At 60.9% G+C, this 20,311-nt stretch carries 14 protein-coding genes; 6 read left to right on the top strand and 8 right to left on the bottom strand.

What is annotated here, in order from left to right; genetic code table 11:
• Nucleotides 1-13: 13 nt before the first annotated feature.
• On the bottom strand, nucleotides 14-1,390 hold the full coding sequence (locus tag NJC40_RS10105) for an MFS transporter (RefSeq protein ID WP_253142499.1): 1,377 nt from the start codon (nucleotides 1,388-1,390) through the stop codon (nucleotides 14-16).
• Between the two features lie 251 nt (nucleotides 1,391-1,641).
• Nucleotides 1,642-2,676: a LacI family DNA-binding transcriptional regulator gene (locus tag NJC40_RS10100; RefSeq protein WP_253142500.1), complete on the bottom strand. Its 1,035-nt coding sequence runs from the start codon at nucleotides 2,674-2,676 to the stop codon at nucleotides 1,642-1,644.
• Nucleotides 2,677-2,844: 168 nt separating this feature from the next.
• Here NJC40_RS10100 and NJC40_RS10095 point away from each other — a divergent pair, with 168 nt between their 5' ends.
• The 3 genes from NJC40_RS10095 to NJC40_RS10085 all read left to right on the top strand — a co-directional run bounded on the left by NJC40_RS10095 (nucleotide 2,845) and on the right by NJC40_RS10085 (nucleotide 9,013).
• On the top strand, nucleotides 2,845-4,095 hold the full coding sequence (locus NJC40_RS10095; protein ID WP_253142501.1) for a TIGR03862 family flavoprotein: 1,251 nt from the start codon (nucleotides 2,845-2,847) through the stop codon (nucleotides 4,093-4,095).
• Nucleotides 4,096-4,322: 227 nt separating this feature from the next.
• On the top strand, nucleotides 4,323-6,740 hold the full coding sequence (locus tag NJC40_RS10090) for a glucose/quinate/shikimate family membrane-bound PQQ-dependent dehydrogenase (protein ID WP_253142502.1): 2,418 nt from the start codon (nucleotides 4,323-4,325) through the stop codon (nucleotides 6,738-6,740).
• A gap of 152 nt (nucleotides 6,741-6,892) precedes the next feature.
• Nucleotides 6,893-9,013 (top strand): TonB-dependent receptor family protein, encoded by a 2,121-nt coding sequence (locus tag NJC40_RS10085; RefSeq protein ID WP_253142503.1) that lies wholly within the window; start codon nucleotides 6,893-6,895, stop codon nucleotides 9,011-9,013.
• Nucleotides 9,014-9,073: 60 nt separating this feature from the next.
• Here the strand turns inward: NJC40_RS10085 and NJC40_RS10080 are convergent, their stop codons facing one another.
• A complete protein-coding gene (locus NJC40_RS10080; RefSeq protein WP_253142504.1) occupies nucleotides 9,074-11,620 on the bottom strand; it encodes a PepSY domain-containing protein in 2,547 nt (848 codons plus the stop codon).
• A 332-nt stretch (nucleotides 11,621-11,952) separates the two neighbouring features.
• Here NJC40_RS10080 and NJC40_RS10075 point away from each other — a divergent pair, with 332 nt between their 5' ends.
• Both NJC40_RS10075 and NJC40_RS10070 read left to right on the top strand, forming a co-directional pair.
• Nucleotides 11,953-12,633 (top strand): Fe2+-dependent dioxygenase, encoded by a 681-nt coding sequence (locus tag NJC40_RS10075; RefSeq protein ID WP_253142505.1) that lies wholly within the window; start codon nucleotides 11,953-11,955, stop codon nucleotides 12,631-12,633.
• Between the two features lie 3 nt (nucleotides 12,634-12,636).
• Nucleotides 12,637-13,476: a tetratricopeptide repeat protein gene (locus NJC40_RS10070; RefSeq protein WP_253142506.1), complete on the top strand. Its 840-nt coding sequence runs from the start codon at nucleotides 12,637-12,639 to the stop codon at nucleotides 13,474-13,476.
• Here NJC40_RS10070 and NJC40_RS10065 read toward each other — a convergent pair.
• The 3 genes from NJC40_RS10065 to NJC40_RS10055 form a co-directional block, all read right to left on the bottom strand.
• Nucleotides 13,445-14,458, bottom strand: coding sequence for an alpha-xenorhabdolysin family binary toxin subunit B (locus NJC40_RS10065; protein WP_253114977.1), 1,014 nt, complete (start codon nucleotides 14,456-14,458; stop codon nucleotides 13,445-13,447). The two genes, NJC40_RS10070 and NJC40_RS10065, sit on opposite strands and share 32 nt — an antisense overlap.
• Before the next feature lie 34 nt (nucleotides 14,459-14,492).
• Nucleotides 14,493-15,692 carry an alpha-xenorhabdolysin family binary toxin subunit A gene (locus tag NJC40_RS10060; protein ID WP_253114978.1) on the bottom strand — a complete coding sequence of 400 codons (1,200 nt, stop codon included), beginning with the start codon at nucleotides 15,690-15,692 and terminating at the stop codon, nucleotides 14,493-14,495.
• A gap of 299 nt (nucleotides 15,693-15,991) precedes the next feature.
• A complete protein-coding gene (locus tag NJC40_RS10055; RefSeq protein WP_045487292.1) occupies nucleotides 15,992-17,155 on the bottom strand; it encodes a type III PLP-dependent enzyme in 1,164 nt (387 codons plus the stop codon).
• A gap of 398 nt (nucleotides 17,156-17,553) precedes the next feature.
• Here NJC40_RS10055 and NJC40_RS10050 point away from each other — a divergent pair, with 398 nt between their 5' ends.
• On the top strand, nucleotides 17,554-18,420 hold the full coding sequence (locus NJC40_RS10050; protein ID WP_253142507.1) for a DMT family transporter: 867 nt from the start codon (nucleotides 17,554-17,556) through the stop codon (nucleotides 18,418-18,420).
• A gap of 70 nt (nucleotides 18,421-18,490) precedes the next feature.
• Here NJC40_RS10050 and NJC40_RS10045 read toward each other — a convergent pair whose 3' ends face one another.
• Both NJC40_RS10045 and NJC40_RS10040 read right to left on the bottom strand, forming a co-directional pair.
• Nucleotides 18,491-19,648: an osmoprotectant ABC transporter ATP-binding protein OsmV gene (locus tag NJC40_RS10045; protein ID WP_253142508.1), complete on the bottom strand. Its 1,158-nt coding sequence runs from the start codon at nucleotides 19,646-19,648 to the stop codon at nucleotides 18,491-18,493.
• Nucleotides 19,645-20,298, bottom strand: coding sequence for an ABC transporter permease (locus NJC40_RS10040; protein ID WP_045487282.1), 654 nt, complete (start codon nucleotides 20,296-20,298; stop codon nucleotides 19,645-19,647). The genes NJC40_RS10045 and NJC40_RS10040 overlap by 4 nt, the downstream gene beginning before the upstream one ends.
• Nucleotides 20,299-20,311: the final 13 nt, after the last annotated feature.

Raw genomic sequence — 20,311 nt, 5'->3', positions numbered from 1 at the left:
TGTTGGGTGGCAATCAGCGCTGGCTGGCCGACGCAGCGGAGCCGTCGAGCGCATCGGGTTTGGCGGGTTCGGCATCGACCAGGCCCTTGAGCTGGACGCGCTTGATTTCACCGACGATGAACAGGTAACTGATCGCGGCAATCAGGGCGTTGACCCCAACGAACACCAGCGCCATCTTGAACGAGCCGGTGGCAGCGATGATGTAGCCGATCACGATCGGCGTGGTGATCGACGACAGGTTGCCGATGGTGTTGAACAGCCCGCCCGACAAACCGGCGATCTGCTTGGGCGAGGTGTCGGAGACCACTGCCCAGCCCAGTGCACCCACGCCTTTGCCGAAGAACGCCAGGGCCATGAAGCCAACGACCATCCAGTCGGCCTCGACGTAGTTGCAGAGAATCATCGACATCGACAACACCATGCCCAGCACGATCGGCGTCTTGCGCGCCACGCTCAGCGAGTTGCCACGGCGCAGCAGCATGTCCGAGAACACCCCGCCCAGCACGCCGCCGAGAAAACCGCAGATGGCCGGCAGCGAGGCGATGATGCCGGCCTTGAGAATGGTCATGCCGCGCTCCTGGACCAGGTACACCGGGAACCAGGTCAGGAAGAAGTAAGTCAGCGAGTTGATGCAGAACTGGCCCAGATAAACCCCGGCCATCATCCGGTTGGTCAGCAACTGACGGATGTAGTCCCACTTCGGACCGCTGTCTTTTTTCTTGCTGCGGTCATCCAGGTCCACCAGCCCGCCGTTCTCGGCGATGTAGCGCACCTCTGCGGCATTGGCCCATGGGTGGTCCTTGGGGCTATAGATCGTGCGCATCCAGATCAGCGAGAACAGGATGCCCAACGAGCCCATGAAGATGAATACGTGCTCCCAGCCAAAGCGATAGACGATCCAGCCCATCAACGGGGCGAACAGCGCGGTGGCGAAATACTGCGCCGAATTGAAAATCGCCGAGGCCGTGCCGCGCTCCTTGGTCGGAAACCATGACGCAACGATCCGCGCATTGCCGGGAAACGACGGCGCTTCGGCCAGCCCTACCGACATGCGCAGCAGAATCAGCAAGACCACCGCGGTGCCGACGCTGAACTCACCGATGTAGCCCTGCAGCAGGGTAAACAGCGACCAGGTGAAGATGCTTGCCGCATAAACGCGCTTGGAGCCGAAGCGGTCGAGCAACCAGCCACCCGGGATCTGGCCGAGCACATAGGCCCAACCGAACGCGGAAAAGATATAGCCCAGAGTGATCGCATCGATCCCCAGGTCTTTCTGGATACTGGAACCGGCGATGGAAATGGTTGCGCGGTCGGCAAAGTTGATCGTGGTCACCAAAAACAGCATGAGCAGGATCATGTACCGGGCGCGGGTTTGCTTGGTTTCTTGCATGAAGTGACGCTCCCACGAATTGTTTTTATGCGGGCAATGAAGTCTCGGCCGGAAAGCCATTATCGTCAGTTGTCGTACAACGATAACGTTATCATGCACAGAGATAACGTTATCATTCAAGTCCCGCTCATAAGGTTTTTTGTTTCGGAAGAAATTGGAGGGGATTGCAGAAACGGATTTATCCGCGAACGTTTATCACCTTTCGCGGATAAAGCGATGGCCGCCCCACGGCGCCTGCCGCAGGTTCTGGTTCAGGTACTGGCGCGCTCAACCAAAGAGAAACCACTGTCAAAGCGCATGGCCGTGCTGTCGCCGGCAAAGCGTCGCAACAAGGCTTCGGCCACCTCACGGCCCATCACCGTGGCATTGACGCTGATGGTTGACAGCGCCGGCTGCGCGAAGCGGCTGTTGGTGGTGTCGCCAAAACCCAGCACCGCAATGTCTTGCGGCACCCGCAGGCCCAGTTCAGCGGCCTGAGCCAGCACGCCCATGGCGACCGTGTCGGAGCTGCAAAACACCAGTTGCGGCGCTTCAGGACGCTGCAACAAGCGCTTGAGGCCCTCGCGCCCCACTTCCCAGGTGGCCGGCAGCGGCAGGATTTCGACCGGTACTTCGCTGATACCGTGTTGCTCCAGGCGCTGGATCAGGCTGTTGCAACGACGGATACCGCGCGGGTCGTCGACGGTAATCACGGCAAAACGCTGGTAACCCTTGGCCACGAAGTGCTCGGCAACCTGTTCACCGACCTGTTCATGGGAGAAGCCCACCTGCATGTCCAGCGCCGTATCCGACAGGTCCCAGGCTTCGACCACTGGAATGCCGGCCGAGGCCAAGCGCGCGCGGCTGCCCTCGGTGTGCAAAGTACCGGTCAGCACGATGCCGTCCGGGCGGCGGCCGAGAATGGCCTCAAGCAGCACCTCTTCCTTTTCCGGCGAGTAGCCGGTGGGGCCCAGCAACGACTGGTAACCGGCTTCAGTCAGGCGGTCCATGATCGCCTGCACGGCGGGGGCGAAAATCGAGTTGGCAATGGTGGGCAGCAAAATTGCCACCAGGCGGCTCTTGCTACTGGCCAGGCTGCCCGCCAACAGGTTGGGAACGTAGCCCATCTGCCTGACCACTTCCAGCACCCGCACGCGAGTGGCCTCACTGACCAGCTCAGGGCGGTTCAGGGCCCTGGAGACGGTAATGGGTGAAACACCGGCTTCACGTGCAACATCGATAACGGTGACCGGAATATCCGCGCCGCCGCTGACATGGGTGAGTTCCCTTCTGGATTTTCTGGCCACGAGGTTCCTGACTGGGTTGATCGGCGCAGCAATGATGGCAGGCCCGAAAGTGGCAAAATTTTACGAAAACCCGCGAAACAGAGCAAATGCCGCTGCTTGCAGGTCAGCGGACTCAAGAAAATCTCCGGTAGACTGTCGGGCCTTTCCGACCTGATTCACGGCCTGCCCATGACCTCACCGACCTCCACCGCCCGCTCATCTGTTGTCATCATCGGCGGCGGTCCTGCCGGCCTGATGGCGGCTGAAGTGCTGAGCCAGGCTGGTCTCAAGGTCGATCTGTACGACGCCATGCCGTCGGTGGGGCGCAAGTTTCTGCTGGCCGGGGTCGGCGGGATGAATATCACCCACTCCGAGCCCTGGTCGGCATTCTTGTCGCGCTATGCTCAGCGCGCGCCGATGATTGAGCCATTTTTGCAGACGTTCGATGCCGATGCCCTGCGTCAGTGGATTCATGGGCTGGGCATCGAGACCTTTATCGGCAGCTCTGGGCGGGTATTTCCTGCCGACATGAAAGCCGCGCCCTTGCTGCGCGCCTGGCTCAAGCGTCTGCGCGACAGTGGCGTGAATCTGCACACCCGGCATCGCTGGCTGGGCTGGAACCCTGACGGCAGCCTGCGCCTGCGCGGCCCTGATGCCGAGCGCAGCGAACGCGCCGATGCGGTACTGCTGGCGCTAGGCGGCGCCAGTTGGGCACGCTTGGGGTCCGACGGTGCCTGGCGACCCTGGCTGCAGGATCAAGGCGTTGAGGTTGCGGCATTACAGCCCAGTAACTGCGGCTTCGAGGTCAACACCTGGAGCGACGTGCTGCGCAGCAAATTCGCCGGCGCGCCACTGAAAAACATCGCCATGTCTGTGGATAACTTGCCGATGCGCACAGGGGAGTGCGTCGTGACCGAAACCGGGGTTGAGGGCAGCCTGGTCTACGCCCTGTCAGCGCCGATCCGGGACGGGATCAATCGCGCTGGCTCAGCGACTGTCCACATTGACCTGCTGCCGGGCAAGTCCGTGCAAGCGGTGCAGGCGGCGCTGGAAAAACCGCGCGGCTCACGCTCGATGGCCAAACACCTGAGCGGCCAGCTGGGCCTGGAAGGCGTCAAGGCTGCACTATTGCGCGAATTGACCAGCAAGGCGCAGTTCGATGACCCGCAGGCGCTGGCCAAAGCCATCAAAGCCCTGCCCCTACAACTGGTGCGCACTCGCCCGCTGGACGAGGCAATCAGCACGGCCGGAGGCGTAACCTTCGAAAGCCTGGATCAGCACCTGATGCTCAAAGCGTTGCCTGGGGTTTTCTGCGCCGGCGAGATGCTCGACTGGGAAGCACCGACTGGCGGCTACCTGCTGACCGCCTGCTTTGCCAGCGGGCGCGCCGCGGCGCAAGGCATGCTGCACTGGTTGCAAACCTCGCCCCGCACCCCGTAACCGGCCGGGCAGCGCGGCGACGCAAAGGCCGGTATAGACCCTACATCGGTGATGGTGATGAAGGTAATTGCGCCTTCACGAGCAAGCTCGTTCCCACCGCATTTCAAGTCACAATCCGTGCCGGGCTCCGAACTCCAGGTAAAAAAGTGTGCGATTTTCGAACAATTAACTAACTGGTTAGTTTTTGATGTTTATAATCGCCGGCATTCAAACACGGGTGCTACAAAATGACACAGCCACAACCCCTCTCCGGCCTGGTCAGGTTCATCCTGCTCGGGCTCGGCATCATTACCCTCTTGCTTGGTCTGGCCCTTGCGGCCGGCGGCTTCTCGCTGGTCCGTCTGGGCGGTAGCTGGTATTTCCTGACCGGCGGTCTGGTTATGGCTGCTTGCGGTCTGTTGATTGCGTTGCGCAAGCCGCTCGGCGCACAACTGTTCGCAGTGTTCCTGATCGGCACGGCCATTTGGGCGGTGCTGGACGCCGGCCTGCAATTCTGGCCGCTGTTCTCGCGGCTGTTCATGTTCTCTGTCATGGGTCTGGTGATCCTGCTGGTGTATCCACAGCTGGTGCGCGCCAGTGGTGCCGTACCGGGCAAGGCGCCGTATGGCATCGCTGGCGTACTGGCAGTCGCACTGGTGATCGCGGTGGGCAATATGTTTGTCGCCCATCCCACTGTCGCACCCAATGGCAGCGGCCCTGGCCTGACCCCGGTGGACCCGGCCAACGCGCAGAAAGACTGGGCGCATTACGGCAATACCGAAGGTGGCAGCCGCTTTGCTGCGCTGGACCAGATCAACCGTGGCAATGTCGACAAATTGCAAGTGGCCTGGACCTACCGCACCGGTGATGTTGCGCAGAGCAACGGCAATGGCGCCGAAGACCAGCTCACCCCGCTGCAAATCGGCAACAAGGTATTTATCTGCACACCGCACAACAACATCATTGCGCTGGATGCCGACACCGGCAAAGAGCTGTGGAAAAACCAAATCAACGCTCAATCCGGCGTATGGCAGCGCTGCCGGGGCCTGGCGTACTTCGACGCCACCGCAGCGCTGGTGCAGCCAAGCCAGCCAGGCAATTCAGCGGTGACCGCAGTCAACGTAACGGCCGGCGCCAACTGTCAGCGCCGCCTGCTGACCAACACCATCGACGCACGCCTGATCGCCGTCGACGCCGACACCGGCGAATTCTGCCAGGGCTTTGGCAACAACGGTCAGGTTGACCTGAAAGCCGGTCTGGGCAATGTCCCGGACTCGCACTATCAATTGTCGTCGGCCCCGCTGATGGCCGGCACCACTGTGGTGGTCGGCGGACGTGTCGCCGACAACGTCCAGACCGACATGCCAGGCGGCGTGATTCGTGGCTTCGACGTGGTCACCGGGCAACAGCGCTGGGCCTTCGACCCAGGCAACCCGCAAGAGCGCAACGCACCGGCCGAAGGCCAGACCTACGTGCGCAGCACGCCGAACAGCTGGGCACCGATGTCCTACGATCCGGCGATGAACACCGTGTTCCTGCCGATGGGCAGTTCGTCCACCGACCTGTACGGTGTCGAGCGTACTCGCCTGGATCACACCTATGGCGCTTCGATCCTGGCCCTGGACGCCACCAGCGGCGCAGAAAAGTGGGTGTACCAGACGGTCCATAATGACCTTTGGGATTTCGACCTGCCGATGCAGCCGAGCCTGATCGACTTCACCGGTAAAGACGGCAAAAGTGTGCCGGCACTGGTGATCGGCACCAAGGCCGGGCAGATCTTCGTCCTCGACCGCGCCACCGGCCAGCCGCTGACCCAGGTCGATCAAGTGCCGGTCAAGGCCGGCAACATCCCCAACGAGCCGTATTCGCCCAGTCAGCCAAAGTCGGTGGGCATGCCGCAGATCGGCGCCCAGCAACTGACCGAGTCGGACATGTGGGGCGCCACGCCGTATGACCAATTGCTGTGCCGTATCGACTTCAAGGGGATGCGCTACGACGGGCTGTACACCGCGCCAGGCACCGATAAATCGCTGAGTTTCCCAGGCTCGCTGGGTGGCCTGAACTGGGGCGGCCTGTCGACCGACCCGGTGCACGGTTTCATCTTCGTCAACGACATGCGTCTGGGCCTGTGGGTGCAGATGATCCCGGCACAGAAAGATGCCAAGGCCTCCTCCGGCGGTGAAGCGATCAACACCGGCATGGGCGCGGTGCCGCTCAAAGGCACCCCCTACGCGGTGAACAAGAACCGCTTCCTGTCGGTGGCCGGCATTCCGTGTCAGGCGCCGCCGTTCGGCACCCTGACCGCCATCGACATGAAAACCCAGAAAATCGCCTGGCAAGTACCGGTCGGGACCGTGGAAGACACCGGCCCCCTTGGCATCGCCATGGGCTTGCCGATCAAGATCGGCCTGCCGACTCTCGGCGGCACTCTGTCGACCCAGGGCGGTCTGGTATTCATCGCCGGTACCCAGGACTTCTACCTGCGCGCCTTCAACAGCGCCAACGGTGAAGAAGTCTGGAAAGCCCGACTGCCGGTCGGCAGCCAGGGTGGGCCGATGACTTACGTGTCGCCCAAAACCGGCAAGCAATACGTGGTGATCACCGCCGGTGGTGCGCGCCAGGCGACGCAACGCGGTGATTACGTCGTCGCCTACGCGCTGCCATAATCCGTTCTTTCGCCCGCCCCGGCTGGGGCGGGTGATTGATCAGTATTACTGCACAGCGGATGTGCACGATCTGAACCGCCTGCTGTCTTCTATCCTGCCTGTTGCATCCGCCCGCCGTAATGACATCACTTTCATTCAATCGAGAGGTCTACATGCCTGTTCGACTTAGCCCCTGCGCCCTCGCCTTGCGGATTCACGCACTGGCCTGCGGTCTGGGCGTCAGCACATTGGCCCTGGCCGATGACAACAAGGTTTCGACCTACGAGATTCTCACCCCCATCGTGGTCACCGGCAGCTATGCGCCGGTCTCAAGCTTTGACCTGCCGTTTTCGGTCGACACCGTCAACCTGCAGCAGATCCAGGACGGCCAGTTGGGCACCAACCTGTCCGAAGTGCTGCCCCGGGTGCCGGGCCTTGTCGTGCAGAACCGCCAGAACTATGCCCAGGACCTGCAGATATCCTCGCGCGGTTACGGCGCGCGCTCGGCGTTCGGTATTCGCGGCCTGAAACTGCTCAGCGACGGCATTCCCGCCAGCACCCCGGACGGCCAGGGCCAGGCCGCCACGCTCAACCTGGATGTGGCCGAGCGTATCGAAGTGCTGCGCGGCCCGACCTCGACCATTTACGGCAGCAATGCCGGTGGGGTGATCCAGATGTTCACCCGCGACGGCCAAGGCAAGCCCAAGGTCGGCGCCGAGACCACGTTCGGCAGCGACGGCTATCGCAAGAATCACCTGTCGGCAGAGGGCGGCAATGACCAGGCGGGCTTTATCGTCGATGCCTCGCGCATGGATACCGACGGCTACCGCGACCATAGCTCGGCCCGCCGCGATCAGACCTTCGCCAAGGTGCATGTCAAACCCGACGCCGACAGCCGCCTGGCGCTGATTTACAGCAGCCTGGAACAGAACGGCACGCAAGACCCGTTGGGCCAGACCTGGGCCGGCTACCAGAATGATCCGCGCTCGGTGGCGGCGGTGGCCGAGACTTACAACACGCGCAAAAGCATCGATCACCAGCAGTTGGGCATGAACTACGAGCGCAGCTTCGGCGACGCCACCTTGCAGTTCAATCTGTATGCCGGCCAGCGCAGCGTGGTGCAGTACCTGTCGATCCCGCGCACGGTGGTTTCCAACAGCCAGCGTGGCGGCGGCGTGGTGGACTTTGACCGCGAGTTTCATGGCGGCACCCTGCGCTGGGTCCAGCCAATTCAGGGCGTACCGGGCCAGTTGACCGTGACCACCGGGGTCGACTACGACCGCAGTCGCGATGACCGCCGTGGTTTTCAGAACTTCAGCGGCACGCAACTGGGCGTCAAAGGCGAACTGCGCCGTGACGAGATCGACACGGCGACCAGTCTTGACCCGTACATTCAGGCGCGCTGGCTGCTGGACGACTGGACCCTGGAAGCAGGCCTGCGGCACAGCACCATGGAGATGGAGGTCGATGACCGTTACCTGGCCAACGGCGATGCCAGTGGCTCGAAGAAATACCAGCGCAACACCCCGTCGCTGTCGGTGATGTACGCCTTCAGCCCTGACCTGCACGGCTACATCAGTGCCGGCAAGGGCTTCGAAACCCCGACCCAGGCCGAGATGGCCTATGCGCCGGGCGCCATCGAAGGCTTCAACTTCGGCCTGTCGCCAGCCACCAGTACCCAGTATGAGATCGGCCTGAAGGCCAGGGTCGGCGGCAATACCCGGATCAATGCGGCCATCTTCGAAATCCGCACCGATGACGAAATCGTCGTCTCCAGCGCCACCGACGGTCGCACCAGTTATCAGAACGCCGGCAAGACCCTGCGTCGTGGTTTCGAACTCGGCGTGCAAAGCCAGTTGAGCGACCAGTGGCAAGCCACCCTGGCGTACACTCGCCTGGACGCCACCTACGACCAAGCCTATGTAAGCAGTGGCAGGACCATCGACAAAGGCAACAAACTGCCCGGCGTGCCGGGCAGCAGCCTGTTTGGCGAACTGGTCTGGAAACCGCGACAAGGCATCAGCATGGGTGTCGAAGGCCAGTACCGCAGCAAGGTGTATGTCGAAGACAGCAATGACGACAAGGCCGCCCCGAGCTACACGGTATTTAACTGGCGCACCCGCTTCGAACAAAACTACGGGCCCTGGACCTTCCACCAGATGGTGCGTCTGGACAACCTGCTCGACCGCCAGTACGTAGGTTCAGTGATCGTCGGCGACGGCAACGGCCGCTACTACGAAGCCGCACCGGGCCGCTCGTGGTACGCCGGCGCAGGGCTGGCTTACCAGTTCTGAAGCCGTACATCTGTAGGAGCGACCGGGCGGCGATCCGTCTCGCTCCTACAGGCTTTTACCTCAATAAACGTCGCGCTTGTAGCGCCCCTGTTCGATCAGTTCACTCACGGCCTGTTCACCGAGCAGGTCGATGAGCGCCTGATCCACTCCGGCGGCCATGCCTTGCAGGCTGCCGCAGATATAGATCGCAGCCCCGTCGGCCAGCCAGGCGCGCAGTTCGTCGGCGGCCTCGCGCAGGCGGTCCTGGACGTAGATTTTCTGCTCCTGATCGCGGGAGAACGCCAGGTCCAGACGAGCCAGTTGGCCACCCTCCAGCCAGCCTTGCAACTGGTCACCGCACAAGAAGTCATGGGCACGGTTGCGCTCGCCAAACAATAGCCAGTTACGTGTCTGCTGTTGCTCAATCCGAGCCTTGAGCAGGCTGCGCAATCCGGCCAGCCCAGTGCCGTTACCGATCAGAATCAGTGGCACAGGCTCCTGCGGCAGGTGGAAGCCGCTATTACGACGCAAGCGCAGGCTGATCGTAGCGCCCTCAACCAGGTGCTCGGTGAGCCAGCCAGACCCCACACCCAGACCGCCATCGGCATGGATCTCTTGACGGACGATCAACTGCAGGTCGCCGTCTGACGGTGTCGAAGCAATCGAATACTCGCGGGCGGCCAGTGGCACCAGCGCATCGACCAGTGCCTGCGCATGCAAGCCCACCAGGTGCGCACGGTGTTGCGGCAACTGGCGGCTGCCCAGCGCTTGCAACAAGGTTTCCTGCAAGCCATCGACCGTGACCGGTTCCTGGCCGCTCAGGCCCAAGCCTTGCAGCAGGCGGGTCAGCACCTCATCGCTATTGCGCGGCAGAATTTCCACCAGATCACCAGCCTCCCAGCTCGCGGCCGCAGGCGCACTCAGGCCAAGCAGGAACACCTTCGAGCCCGTGCTGCCGGGGTTGATCTGCTCGCGACGGCTCAGGGTCCAGCTCTCGAATTGCGGAGCCTGCCAAGCGCCGGTCGGCGTGCTGCCGGTCACCCGCCCCAGTTGTTGCTGCCAGCTCTGCAGCGCCGCCGGGTCGGCGTTATCCACCTCCACCGGGGCGAACAGCGAGCGGCTGCCACGCTCGGCCAACCAGCCGTGCAAGCGCTGAGCAAAGGCGCAGAAGTGCTGGTACTGGCGGTCACCCAGGGCCAGCACCGCGTAGTTGAGGTTATCCAGCGCCAGTGGCTGACCGAGCAGCTTGCGCTCGAAGCCACGGGCGCTGTCCGGCGCCTCACCGTCACCGAAGGTACTGACCACAAACACTGCGTTGCGACGTTGCTGCAGGTCTTGCTCGGTCAGTTCCGCCAGGCGCTGGACCTTGACGGGCAGGCCGGCCGCTTGCAATTGCCCGGCGGTTTGCCAAGCCAGTTGCTCGGCAAAACCGCTCTGGCTGGCAAAGCCCACCAACCACGAATCCCCCTCGTCACCTGCCGTCTGCAAGCCACTGCGGGCATTGCGAATATCGCGTTTCTTGCGGCGCCGATCCAGATACAGCAGCCAGCCGGTGATGAAGAACAGCGGCATCAGCAGCGAGGCGATGGTCATGATGATCCGCCCCGGCAGGCCGAAGTAACTGCCGACGTGCAGCGCATAGTTACTGGTCAACAATTGCGCACCGAGCCCCTTGTCGGCGTAGCGTGACACCGAGTTGATCTTGCCGGTGGCGGGGTCGAGATTGATGATGTTCAGCGCCCGTGGGTGCGGCGAGTCCTTGAGCAAATAGAACACGGTAGCCGATTGCCCACCGGCTGCTGGCAGGCGCAGGTTATAACCCGCCAAGCCAGGGCCTGCGGTGTCGCGGATGCTCGCCCAGACGGCGTCGTAATCCACCACCAGCGGCCCCGGCGGCTGGGCCGGCTTGCCACCGCCAGCACCAGGGCCGGCCGGGCGGCGCTGCTCACCGGCTGGCGGTGCATCGCCCAGCAGCCGGGTCATGCCCTGATTCCACCATTGATAGGACCACATCAAGCCGGTGATCGCGAACAACAGATAAGCCAGTAAACACCAGGTGCCAAAAATCGAGTGCAGGTCCCAGTTGAAACTGCGGCCCTTCTTGGCCCAGTCCATGGTCAGCCAGACCCGCCAGTCCAGCGGCTTGCGCGGCCAGCGCAGGTACAGGCCCGACAGGCAGAAGAAAATCAGGATCAGGGTACAGGCGCCGGTGATCTGCCGACCTGTCTGGCCGGAAGCAAGAAAGCGGTGCAGGTTGAGCATCAGGTCGAAAAAGCCTTGGCCCACACCATCGCCACGCAGTTCGCCGGTGTACTGGTCGAAATTGACCCGCGGTCCGCGTCGCTCGCCAGGTTTGGGCTGAAAATAGGCCTGGGCAACCCGATTGCTGGTGGTTTCAACCCGCAGGATAGCCACGGTCATGCCCTTGGCAGCTTCGAGCTTGCGCACCAATTCAATAGGCGGCAGCGGCGCATCGCGCTTCTCTACCAGCAACACGTCGGGATTTATGGCGTCGAGAATTTCTTCCTCGAAGGAATACAGGGCACCGGTCACACCCATCAGCGCCAGCACCAGACCTGCGCTGATGCCGAAGAACCAGTGCAACTGAAACAAAACTTTCTTGAACACCACCGGCACCTCTATTGCCCTGAGCGGCGCGCATTATGCGGCAGACGCTAGTTATTCTCATTATCATTTTAAGCCAGCCGCGCCGATCAGGCGGGCTGAGCTTGCTGACCACTTGAGCATGCGCAACGGCGACCCATACTCCGGCCGCGAAACATATTGCAATACTGCCCGAGAGGCAATTGAGAGTAATTGACATTTGCATATTTTTTACATTATTTACCAAGCTTTGCCAGAATCGCCAAGGGCTTTGACAAGCATCAATATCGGCATTGCGCCCATTCAATAAGAATAACTATCATTCACCACCTCCTCGGCCATATCGGTGCCACTCCATGCTTCTACATATCCCCGGCCTGTTCACCCGTGAAGAAGTCCTGCGCATCCGTGAAGCCCTGGAGCAGACTGACTGGGCTGATGGCAAGCTGACCGCGGGTTATCAGTCGGCCAAGGCCAAGCACAACCTGCAGTTGCCTGAAGGCCACCCGCTGGCCAAGGAAATCGGCACCGCCATGCTGGAGCGGCTGTGGTCCAACCCGCTGTTCATGTCAGCCGCGCTGCCGCACAAGGTGTATCCACCGTTGTTCAACTGCTACACGGCCGGCGGCAACTTCGACTTTCATATCGACAACGCCGTACGCCAGGTCAAAGGCACGACCGAGCGGGTGCGTACCGACCTGTCCTCGACGCTGTTTTTCAGTGATCCCGATGACTATGACGGCGGTGAACTGATCATTCAGGACACCTACGGCACGCAACAGGTCAAGCTGCCGGCCGGCGATCTGGTGCTGTACCCCGGCACCAGCCTGCATAAAGTCAACGCGGTGACCCGCGGTACTCGTCTGGCCTCGTTTTTCTGGACTCAGAGTCTGGTCCGCGAAGACAGCCAGCGCGCCCTGCTGTTCGAGATGGATACCGCCATCCAACAACTGACCCGCGATGTACCTGATCATCCGTCACTGGTGCAGTTGACCGGGACTTATCACAACCTGCTGCGCCGCTGGGTCGAGGTCTGAGCCATGAGCTGGAAGTTGGCCCGTGAAGAACAGCTCGACGGCGAAGCCCTGCAAGCCATGCTGGCAGACAGTCCGGGACGTGCTGCCCAAGCCATTCTGGCCGCCGCCGGACAAGGGCTGGTCGAAGCCCAGGCGCTGCTGGGCCAGATCCTGCTTGATGGCAACGGCATACAGCGCGACCCGGCGCTGGCGGTCACCTGGTTCACCATCGCGGCCGATCAAGGCCACTTGATGGCGCGCAACATGCTGGGCCGTTGCCTCGAGCATGGCTGGGGATGCGAGGCCGATGTCGTGCAGGCCGCGCGGCATTATCAGTTGGCCGCCGAGCAGAACTTTGACTGGGGCCTGTACAACCTGGGCAACCTGCTGGGCAGCGGACGTGGTGTACGTCAGGATCACTGGCTGGCCATGGCCTGTTACCACAAGGCCGCCCACCAAGGCCATGCCAAGTCGATGAACTTGCTGGGGCGCTATCTGGAAGAAGGGCTGGCCGGCAAAGTTGATCTGGAGGCAGCGCATGACTGGTATCGACGCTCTGCCGAAGCCGGGGATTTTCGCGGGCAATTCAGCCATGCCACCGTGCTGGCCGAACAAGGCGAGATTGAACAGGCGCAAACCTGGATGAACACAGCGCTGGCGGGCGGCAACCTCAATTTTCTGCGGGTGAGTCGCCAGTCATTACTGACCGCCGCTCACCCAGCATTGCGTGCCCTGGCGCAAGCCTATCATCAGCGTGCCGCTGAACTCGGTGACGAGTCAGACCAGGCAGCGCTGCGTGACGTTCTGGTCCGGCTCAGCCAGAACCCGTCTATCAACTGCGCCAGTCCCGGCGCAGCTCAGTGAGGTAATTGCTCAGGAAGCGGGCATGGCGAATAAACAGCGCCGTCTGGGCTTCAACACTGTCGACCGCTTCGATGCGATTGGCAGTGAGGAAGCCGTTCAGCGCAGCCAGTAATCTGGCGACTTCCTGGCTATAGGCCGACTTCAGTTCCTCCAGCGCCTGAAGCTGTCTGAATTGCTCCAGCTTGCGGGCCTCAGCCTTGCGTTTTTCGTGCAGCTCACGAGCATGACCACGCAGCGCGTCGAGCAGCTCCTGCAAACGCTCGCGGTGCTTGAGCAGGTGCTTGTATTCCAGCGCATCGTTGGCCAGATCAAGAATACTGCTCATGCCGGCAATACCGGCCTTGATCGAGCCGACCAATCGATTGTTCGGGTCTATTTCGATCAGTTTGTCCAGAGACGCCACCAGCGGCTTGAACTTGTCGAGTGCACTCAATGCCTCGACCTCGGCAATCAGCTTGTTGAGCGCCGCTTCTTCCTCCAGCCATTTGCCCAACGGCTGGTTTTCAGCGGCAATCTGCTCATCCACTTGCGTCAGGCTGGCCTCGATCTCAACCACAAAGTGATCGACGTCGCTGACGCTGACTGCCGAAAAATTAACCAGCGCATCATCCAGCGCGCTGGACTGCAGTTGCAGCTCGGCAAGCGTCTTGAACCGCTCTTCACGGATCTCCTTGACGATCACCTCGATGTGGCTGCCGGTTTCGTCGGTCAACGGCTGTTGCTTGAGCTTGGCAATGGTTTCGAGCAGGTCCGGCAAGCCGTGATTGGCCAACAGCCCAGGTCCAAGCGTCAGTATGTCGAGCACCTGCTTGTCGACATGACTCAACTCCTCAATCAGGCTGAGCAGTTTCTCGCGCTTGACCGGCAAATGGATCTCGCCAAGCGCCTCAGTGTAGCGGCGCAATTGCGCTCTGTTGGCCACCAGCACGTCCAGATCAGGCTTTGGTAACAAAAACGGAGTGTCCATGACATGAACATTCATTCTTTAATCTTCCTTATCGTTAGTTACTTTACTATCAACGCCGCACATCACCAACGACCCTGTTAAAAGCCGTCAGCATATTGAACGCCTGCTCTTTTATGTCTTGCCAGTTGGCAATAACTGCGCGAAACCGTGAAACAAAAACAACCAGCAGCAGCGCGTTGTCCAGGTCATTGATGCGCCGATGCGAGTCGTCTGCCAACTTCTCGAGCAAACTCCAGATACTTTCGATATTGCTGATACTGCTGGCCGCTCCTTCGATACGGGTTCTCAGATCCTGCATGCCAGACTCAAAGGCAAACAGGTTGCCGAGAAACCGGTCGTGCTGCCTGAGTTGGGTTTCAAGCGTCTGCTTTTCGTCGATCAACTGGCTCTGCTGTGCAAGGACCTCCGCGGCCTTGGGCCCGTAGATCGACCAGGAAACCGCTCCACCTGCCGGCCCCCACCAAAACCCGACCCATCGGTAGCCGCAGTACTCCTCATACTCGCTGGCCTTTTGATTGATACGCTCATTGAGCAGCACAATCCGGTCCTTGAGCTGAACCAGGTTGTCACCCGCTTCCGCAGAGCTCGCCAGATCAATCTTACGAGCGACCTCGGGCCTGATTCGGTCTCGCAGGTGCGCCTTGAACGCCTCAAGCCCCTGACTGACCCGCCGGGTACTGCTGCTGTAATCAGCGATGTGTAACTTCAGGTCACCCACCAAGGCCAGCAAACCAGGCATGTGCCTGCGATCGGAGTCGGTCAGTTCAACCATCGGCATCTGCTCGATTTCACTGACGCTCAGCTCACTCAGCTTGAGGGTTCGCCAGGCTTCAAGCCCCTGAATAAAACCGACCATGTCTTCAGCGGTGCGAACCAGATTGCCGGCAAATACATGCAGATCGCTGCCCACCGCACGCATGTCGTCTTCCAGCCCGGCCCAACTTGCGGCGTGCTCCTGGATCGTCAGATACAGCTGTTTGACGTCTTCAGGCTGCAAACCGGGAATACCACTTTGGTAATTGCCCAGCAGTTGCCGGACCTGGGCAATGTCGCTCGGCAGGGCCAGCGCACTACTGACGTAGCGATGGATGCTACGTACGTCTTCGTTGGTTATCAGCAGGCCCCGATCGCGAGCCGCATTCTGGGCAACACCCGACGCGGCGCGAATAAAATCATTACTGACCCGGCTGATCTCGCTGACATCAGGCTGAGCGGCGTCAGTCGCCAATGCCACGTGTTCGTTCGACATATCCAATTTCCCTATCGTGATCATTCGGCCTAAATGGCAGTCCGGAACTCAAGCCTTGAAACTTATTAAAAGCTAGCAAAACTTCAAGACACTAAATAGCAAACAAAGCGGATCGACCCTGTAGGAATAAGCAACCAGAACTGAGGATTTATAAGAAGTTATCGAATAACTTAACCAATGGATCCAAAATCAATTGAGTTATGTAAATCTGGATCCTCTGTTACAAATCGCCGCGTACTTTTCTGAGGGCATAAAAAAACCCATGATCGCTCATGGGTTTTTTGTAGTGCGTGACGACCTTACAGGTAGAACGCCTTCAGCGGCGGGAAGCCATTGAACTCCACAGCGCTGTAGCTGGTGGTGTAGGCACCGGTCGACAGCCAGTACAGGCGGTCACCGATGGCCAGGTTCAGCGGCAGACCGTACTTATAGTGCTCGTACATGATGTCGGCGCTGTCGCAGGTGGGCCCTGCGATGACCACTTCTTCCATCTCGCCTTTCTTCTCGGTCCAGATCGGGAACTTGATCGACTCGTCCATGGTTTCGATCAGGCCGGAGAACTTGCCCACGTCGGTGTACACCCAGCGCTCCACGGCGGTACGCGACTTGCGCGCCACCAGCACCACTTCGCTGACCAGAATGCCGGCGTTGGCGATCAGCGAACGGCCTGGCTCCAGGATGATTTCCGGCAGGTCATCACCGAAGTCTTCCTTCAGGAAGCGGATGATCTCTTCGGCGTAGGTTTCCAGGCTGTTGGTGCGGGTGATGTAGTTGGCCGGGAAGCCGCCACCCATGTTGATCAGCTTCAGTTCGATGCCGTCTTCCTGTTTCAGACGCTCGAAGATCACCTTGACCTTGGCAATCGCCGCGTCCCACACGCTGATGTCGCGCTGCTGGGAACCGACGTGGAACGAAATACCGTAAGGCACCAGACCCAGATCACGGGCCAGGATCAGCAGGTCCATGGCCATGTCGGTCTGGCAGCCGAACTTGCGCGACAGTGGCCAGTCAGCGGTGGTCGAGCCTTCGGTGAGGATGCGCACATAAACTTTCGAGCCTGGTGCAGCCTTGGCGATGTTGCGCAGGTCGGCTTCGGAGTCGGTGGCGAACAGGCGCACGCCCTTGTCGAAGAAGTAGCGAATGTCCTTGGACTTCTTGATGGTGTTGCCGTAGCTGATGCGTTCCGGGCCAACGCCGCAGCCCATGACCTTGTCCAGCTCATAGATGGAGGCGATGTCAAAGCTCGAACCCTTGTCGCGCAACAGCTCGATGATTTCTTTGGCCGGGTTGGCCTTGACGGCGTAGTAGACCTTGGCGAACTCGAAACCGGCGCGCAGGTCATCGTAAGCCTTGTCGATGATCTTGGTGTCGATGAGTACGAACGGGGTTTCCTGCTTGTCGGCAAACGCCTTCATTTTGTTGAAGGTGCTGGCTTCGAAATAGTCTTCGACCTTGATCGGCATGCTAAGGGACTCCACGGGGCAAACAGATGAATAAATGGGTGCATATGAACGTCCTCCGTATCCCCACTTTGGTTCGCCTACTTCCCAAGGCATGTCGCCGAAAGCAAAAAGGCCACGGGGCAACTCCCCTTGGCCTTGCTGTCTCGTCGTCAGTACTTGAGCCGGATGGATCGTTTCCAGCATGGACGTTCGGCGCGAACTTTAGGACCTGAGGGGCTTGAGATCAACTAAAAATGTCGCGATTTCGCACGCAACCAGTAGATCGCTCATTACACCCACCTATGTAAACGACCCACATGACAGGCTGATGTTCCTTGCGCCTGCCCGAACGGTCCGGTTTCACCTGGCCGCCAGGGTCATGGTGCTATGCTCGGCGCCGACCTGGAGAGACCCGACTGATGAATTACCTGTTCCCCGTCCTGGCCGCCTTCCTGTGGGGTGGCAACACCATCGTCACCAAACTCAGTGCCACGGCCATCTCGCCCATCGAGATCAGCTTCTACCGCTGGCTGCTGGCGCTGCTGGTGCTCACCCCGTTCGTGCTCGGCGGCCTGATCCGCAACGCCGCAGTGATCGCCCGCTGCTACAGGCAGTTGATCGTCCTCGGCCTGCTCGGCGGCGTGGTGTTTCAGTGCCTGGCCTACTACGCCGCACACTCCACCACCGCGATCAAGATGGGCATCATCCAGGCGCTCTATCCACTGATCGCACTGATCCTCACCGGCCTGCTGATGAAACAGCGCACGACTACCGGCACCTTGGTTGGCGGCACGATCTCGATCATCGGCGTGGTGCTGGTGATCAGCAATGGTCATTTCGCTTCCCTGCTCAACGGCGGCCTGAGCATCGGCGATGCCATGATGCTGCTCGGCACCGCAGCCTTCGCGGTGTACAGCCTGCTGCTGCAGCGCTGGAAGATCCAGTTGCCGATGCTGCAGACGGTCTACACCCAGGCCATCGTCGCCAGTGTGGCCCTGGCGCCGTTCTACCTGCTCACCGAGCGGCATGCGCTGACCGGTGAAGTGCTGGCCCTGGTCGGCTTTGCCGGCATCGGCGCCTCGATCTGTGCGCCACTGGCCTGGATCCACGCCATTTCCCGACTGGGCGCCTCGCGTACCGCGCCGTTCTTCAATCTGGTGCCGGTGATCACCGCCGTGCTGGCGACTGTGCTGCTGGGGGAACAACTGACGGCCTGGATCACCCTGGGCGGGCTGCTGGCGATTGGCGGGGTGATCGTGTCGGAGTACTGCCGCAAGAAGGCATAGGTTTGAAAGGCTGGCAGTGCTGCGCACTGCTTTCGCCGGCGGCGAAAGCAGCGCAAAGCGCTGCCACTTATCAGGACGCCGCCAGTTCCGCTGGCGAAACGATGCTGGTCTTGGCCCCGCGCGAGCGTCCCGAACTCAGGTAAGCGGCAATCGACTCTTGGGTCACCTCGCCCAGGAACACCCGCTCGGCGTCCAGCACCGGCAGCCAGGCGCGGTTGAACTCGTACATGCGCGACAGCAGGATGCGCAGGTTTTCGTCATAGGCTGCCGTGGCGTTGAACTCGCGCAGGAACTGTGCACAGGTGCCGGTCTGGCGGTGCAGGTCGCGGCGGCGCACGTAGCCCATGGCCTTGTTGTCTGCGTCCGTGACCACCACGTAGCGACGGTCCTGATCGTCCATCACCTCCAGCGCATCGGCCACTGGCGTCTCGGGGCTGACTGACGACGCGTTGTCGGCGGCGTCTTCGGCCTTGACCAGCAGCAGGCGCTTGAGGGTGCTGTCCTGGCCAACGAAGTTGGACACGAAGTCGTCCGCCGGGTGCGCCAGCAGGGTGTCCGGGTGGTCGATCTGGATCAGTTTGCCAGCGCGGAAAATCGCGATCTTGTCGCCCAGTTTGAGCGCTTCGTCGATGTCGTGGCTGACCATGATCACGGTCTTGTTCAGCGCCCGCTGCATCTCGAAGAACTCGTTCTGGATCATCTCGCGGTTGATCGGGTCGACCGCGCCGAACGGCTCGTCCATCAGCAACAGCGGCGCCTCGGCGGCCAGCGCACGGATCACCCCGATACGCTGTTGCTGACCACCGGACAACTCGCGCGGGTAACGGTGCAGGTACTGCTTGGGTTCGAGCTTGATCATGCTCATCAACTCGCGAGCGCGGTCATGGCACTTCTGCTTGTCCCAGCCCAACAGTTTGGGCACCACCACGATGTTTTCCTCGATGGTCATGTTCGGGAACAGGCCGATCTGCTGGATCACATAGCCGATATTACGGCGCAGGGTCACTTCGTCCAGGCCGGTGGTGTCTTCACCGTTGATCAGGACCTTGCCGGAAGTCGGCTCGATCAGGCGGTTGATCATCTTCAGCGTGGTGCTCTTGCCACAGCCCGACGGGCCGAGGAACACGCAGATTTCGCCTTCGTTGACCGTGAGGCTGACCGAGTCGACCGCCCTCACTTCTTTGCCGTTGCTCTGGAAAGTCTTGGTGAGGTTTTGAAGTTCGATCATTTCAGGAGTCCTTTGGGAGTCAGCGAGCGTTGCAGCCATTGCAGAAGCAGGTCGGCGATGATGGCCAGAATGCTGACCAGCACGGCGCCGACGATCAGCATCGACATATCGCTGCGGCTGATAGAAGCAAGAATGAGTACACCAAGACCGCCGGCGCCAATGGTCGCGGCAATGGTCATGACGCCGATGTTCATCACCACGGCAGTGCGCACCCCGGCGAGAATCACCGGTACGGCGATGGGCAGCTCGACCATGCGCAGGCGCTGGCCGAAGGTCATGCCAATGCCCTTGGCCGCTTCGCGAATGCCCGGTTCGACACCGGTCAGGGCCAGGTAGGTGTTGCGCATGATCGGCAACAACGAATACAGAAACACGGCGGTGATGGCCGGCAGCGGCCCCAGGCCCTGGCCAAATTTGGAATAGAACGGCAGCAGCAAGCCGAACAGCGCAATGGACGGCACGGTCAGCAACACCGTGGCACTGGCTTGCAGAGGACCTGCCAGGGTCGGGAAGCGGGTCATCAGGATACCCAGCGGCACGCCGACCAGAATCGCCAGGGTCACCGCGACGCCGACCAGGGTGATGTGCTGCCCGGTCAGGTGCAGGACCTGATTCCAGTCCATATGGGAGAAGGCGTTCAACAAATCCATACGTCTGTCTCCT

It is taken from the genome of Pseudomonas sp. 21LCFQ02 (genome assembly GCF_024129895.2).
Lineage (GTDB): Bacteria > Pseudomonadota > Gammaproteobacteria > Pseudomonadales > Pseudomonadaceae > Aquipseudomonas.
Note: the sequence above shows the minus strand (reverse complement) of the source record. Positions and strands in the feature narration are given on the sequence as shown.

What these genes read in the sequence shown, in the direction of transcription:
- NJC40_RS10105 (WP_253142499.1), bottom strand. Translation starts at nt 1,390, where the DNA reads ATGCAAGAAACCAAGCAAACCCGCGCCCGGTACATGATCCTGCTCATG.
- NJC40_RS10095 (WP_253142501.1), top strand. Translation starts at nt 2,845, where the DNA reads ATGACCTCACCGACCTCCACCGCCCGCTCATCTGTTGTCATCATCGGC.
- NJC40_RS10090 (WP_253142502.1), top strand. Translation starts at nt 4,323, where the DNA reads ATGACACAGCCACAACCCCTCTCCGGCCTGGTCAGGTTCATCCTGCTC.
- NJC40_RS10085 (WP_253142503.1), top strand. Translation starts at nt 6,893, where the DNA reads ATGCCTGTTCGACTTAGCCCCTGCGCCCTCGCCTTGCGGATTCACGCA.
- NJC40_RS10075 (WP_253142505.1), top strand. Translation starts at nt 11,953, where the DNA reads ATGCTTCTACATATCCCCGGCCTGTTCACCCGTGAAGAAGTCCTGCGC.
- NJC40_RS10070 (WP_253142506.1), top strand. Translation starts at nt 12,637, where the DNA reads ATGAGCTGGAAGTTGGCCCGTGAAGAACAGCTCGACGGCGAAGCCCTG.
- NJC40_RS10065 (WP_253114977.1), bottom strand. Translation starts at nt 14,458, where the DNA reads ATGAATGTTCATGTCATGGACACTCCGTTTTTGTTACCAAAGCCTGAT.
- NJC40_RS10060 (WP_253114978.1), bottom strand. Translation starts at nt 15,692, where the DNA reads ATGTCGAACGAACACGTGGCATTGGCGACTGACGCCGCTCAGCCTGAT.
- NJC40_RS10055 (WP_045487292.1), bottom strand. Translation starts at nt 17,155, where the DNA reads ATGCCGATCAAGGTCGAAGACTATTTCGAAGCCAGCACCTTCAACAAA.
- NJC40_RS10050 (WP_253142507.1), top strand. Translation starts at nt 17,554, where the DNA reads ATGAATTACCTGTTCCCCGTCCTGGCCGCCTTCCTGTGGGGTGGCAAC.
- NJC40_RS10045 (WP_253142508.1), bottom strand. Translation starts at nt 19,648, where the DNA reads ATGATCGAACTTCAAAACCTCACCAAGACTTTCCAGAGCAACGGCAAA.
- NJC40_RS10040 (WP_045487282.1), bottom strand. Translation starts at nt 20,298, where the DNA reads ATGGATTTGTTGAACGCCTTCTCCCATATGGACTGGAATCAGGTCCTG.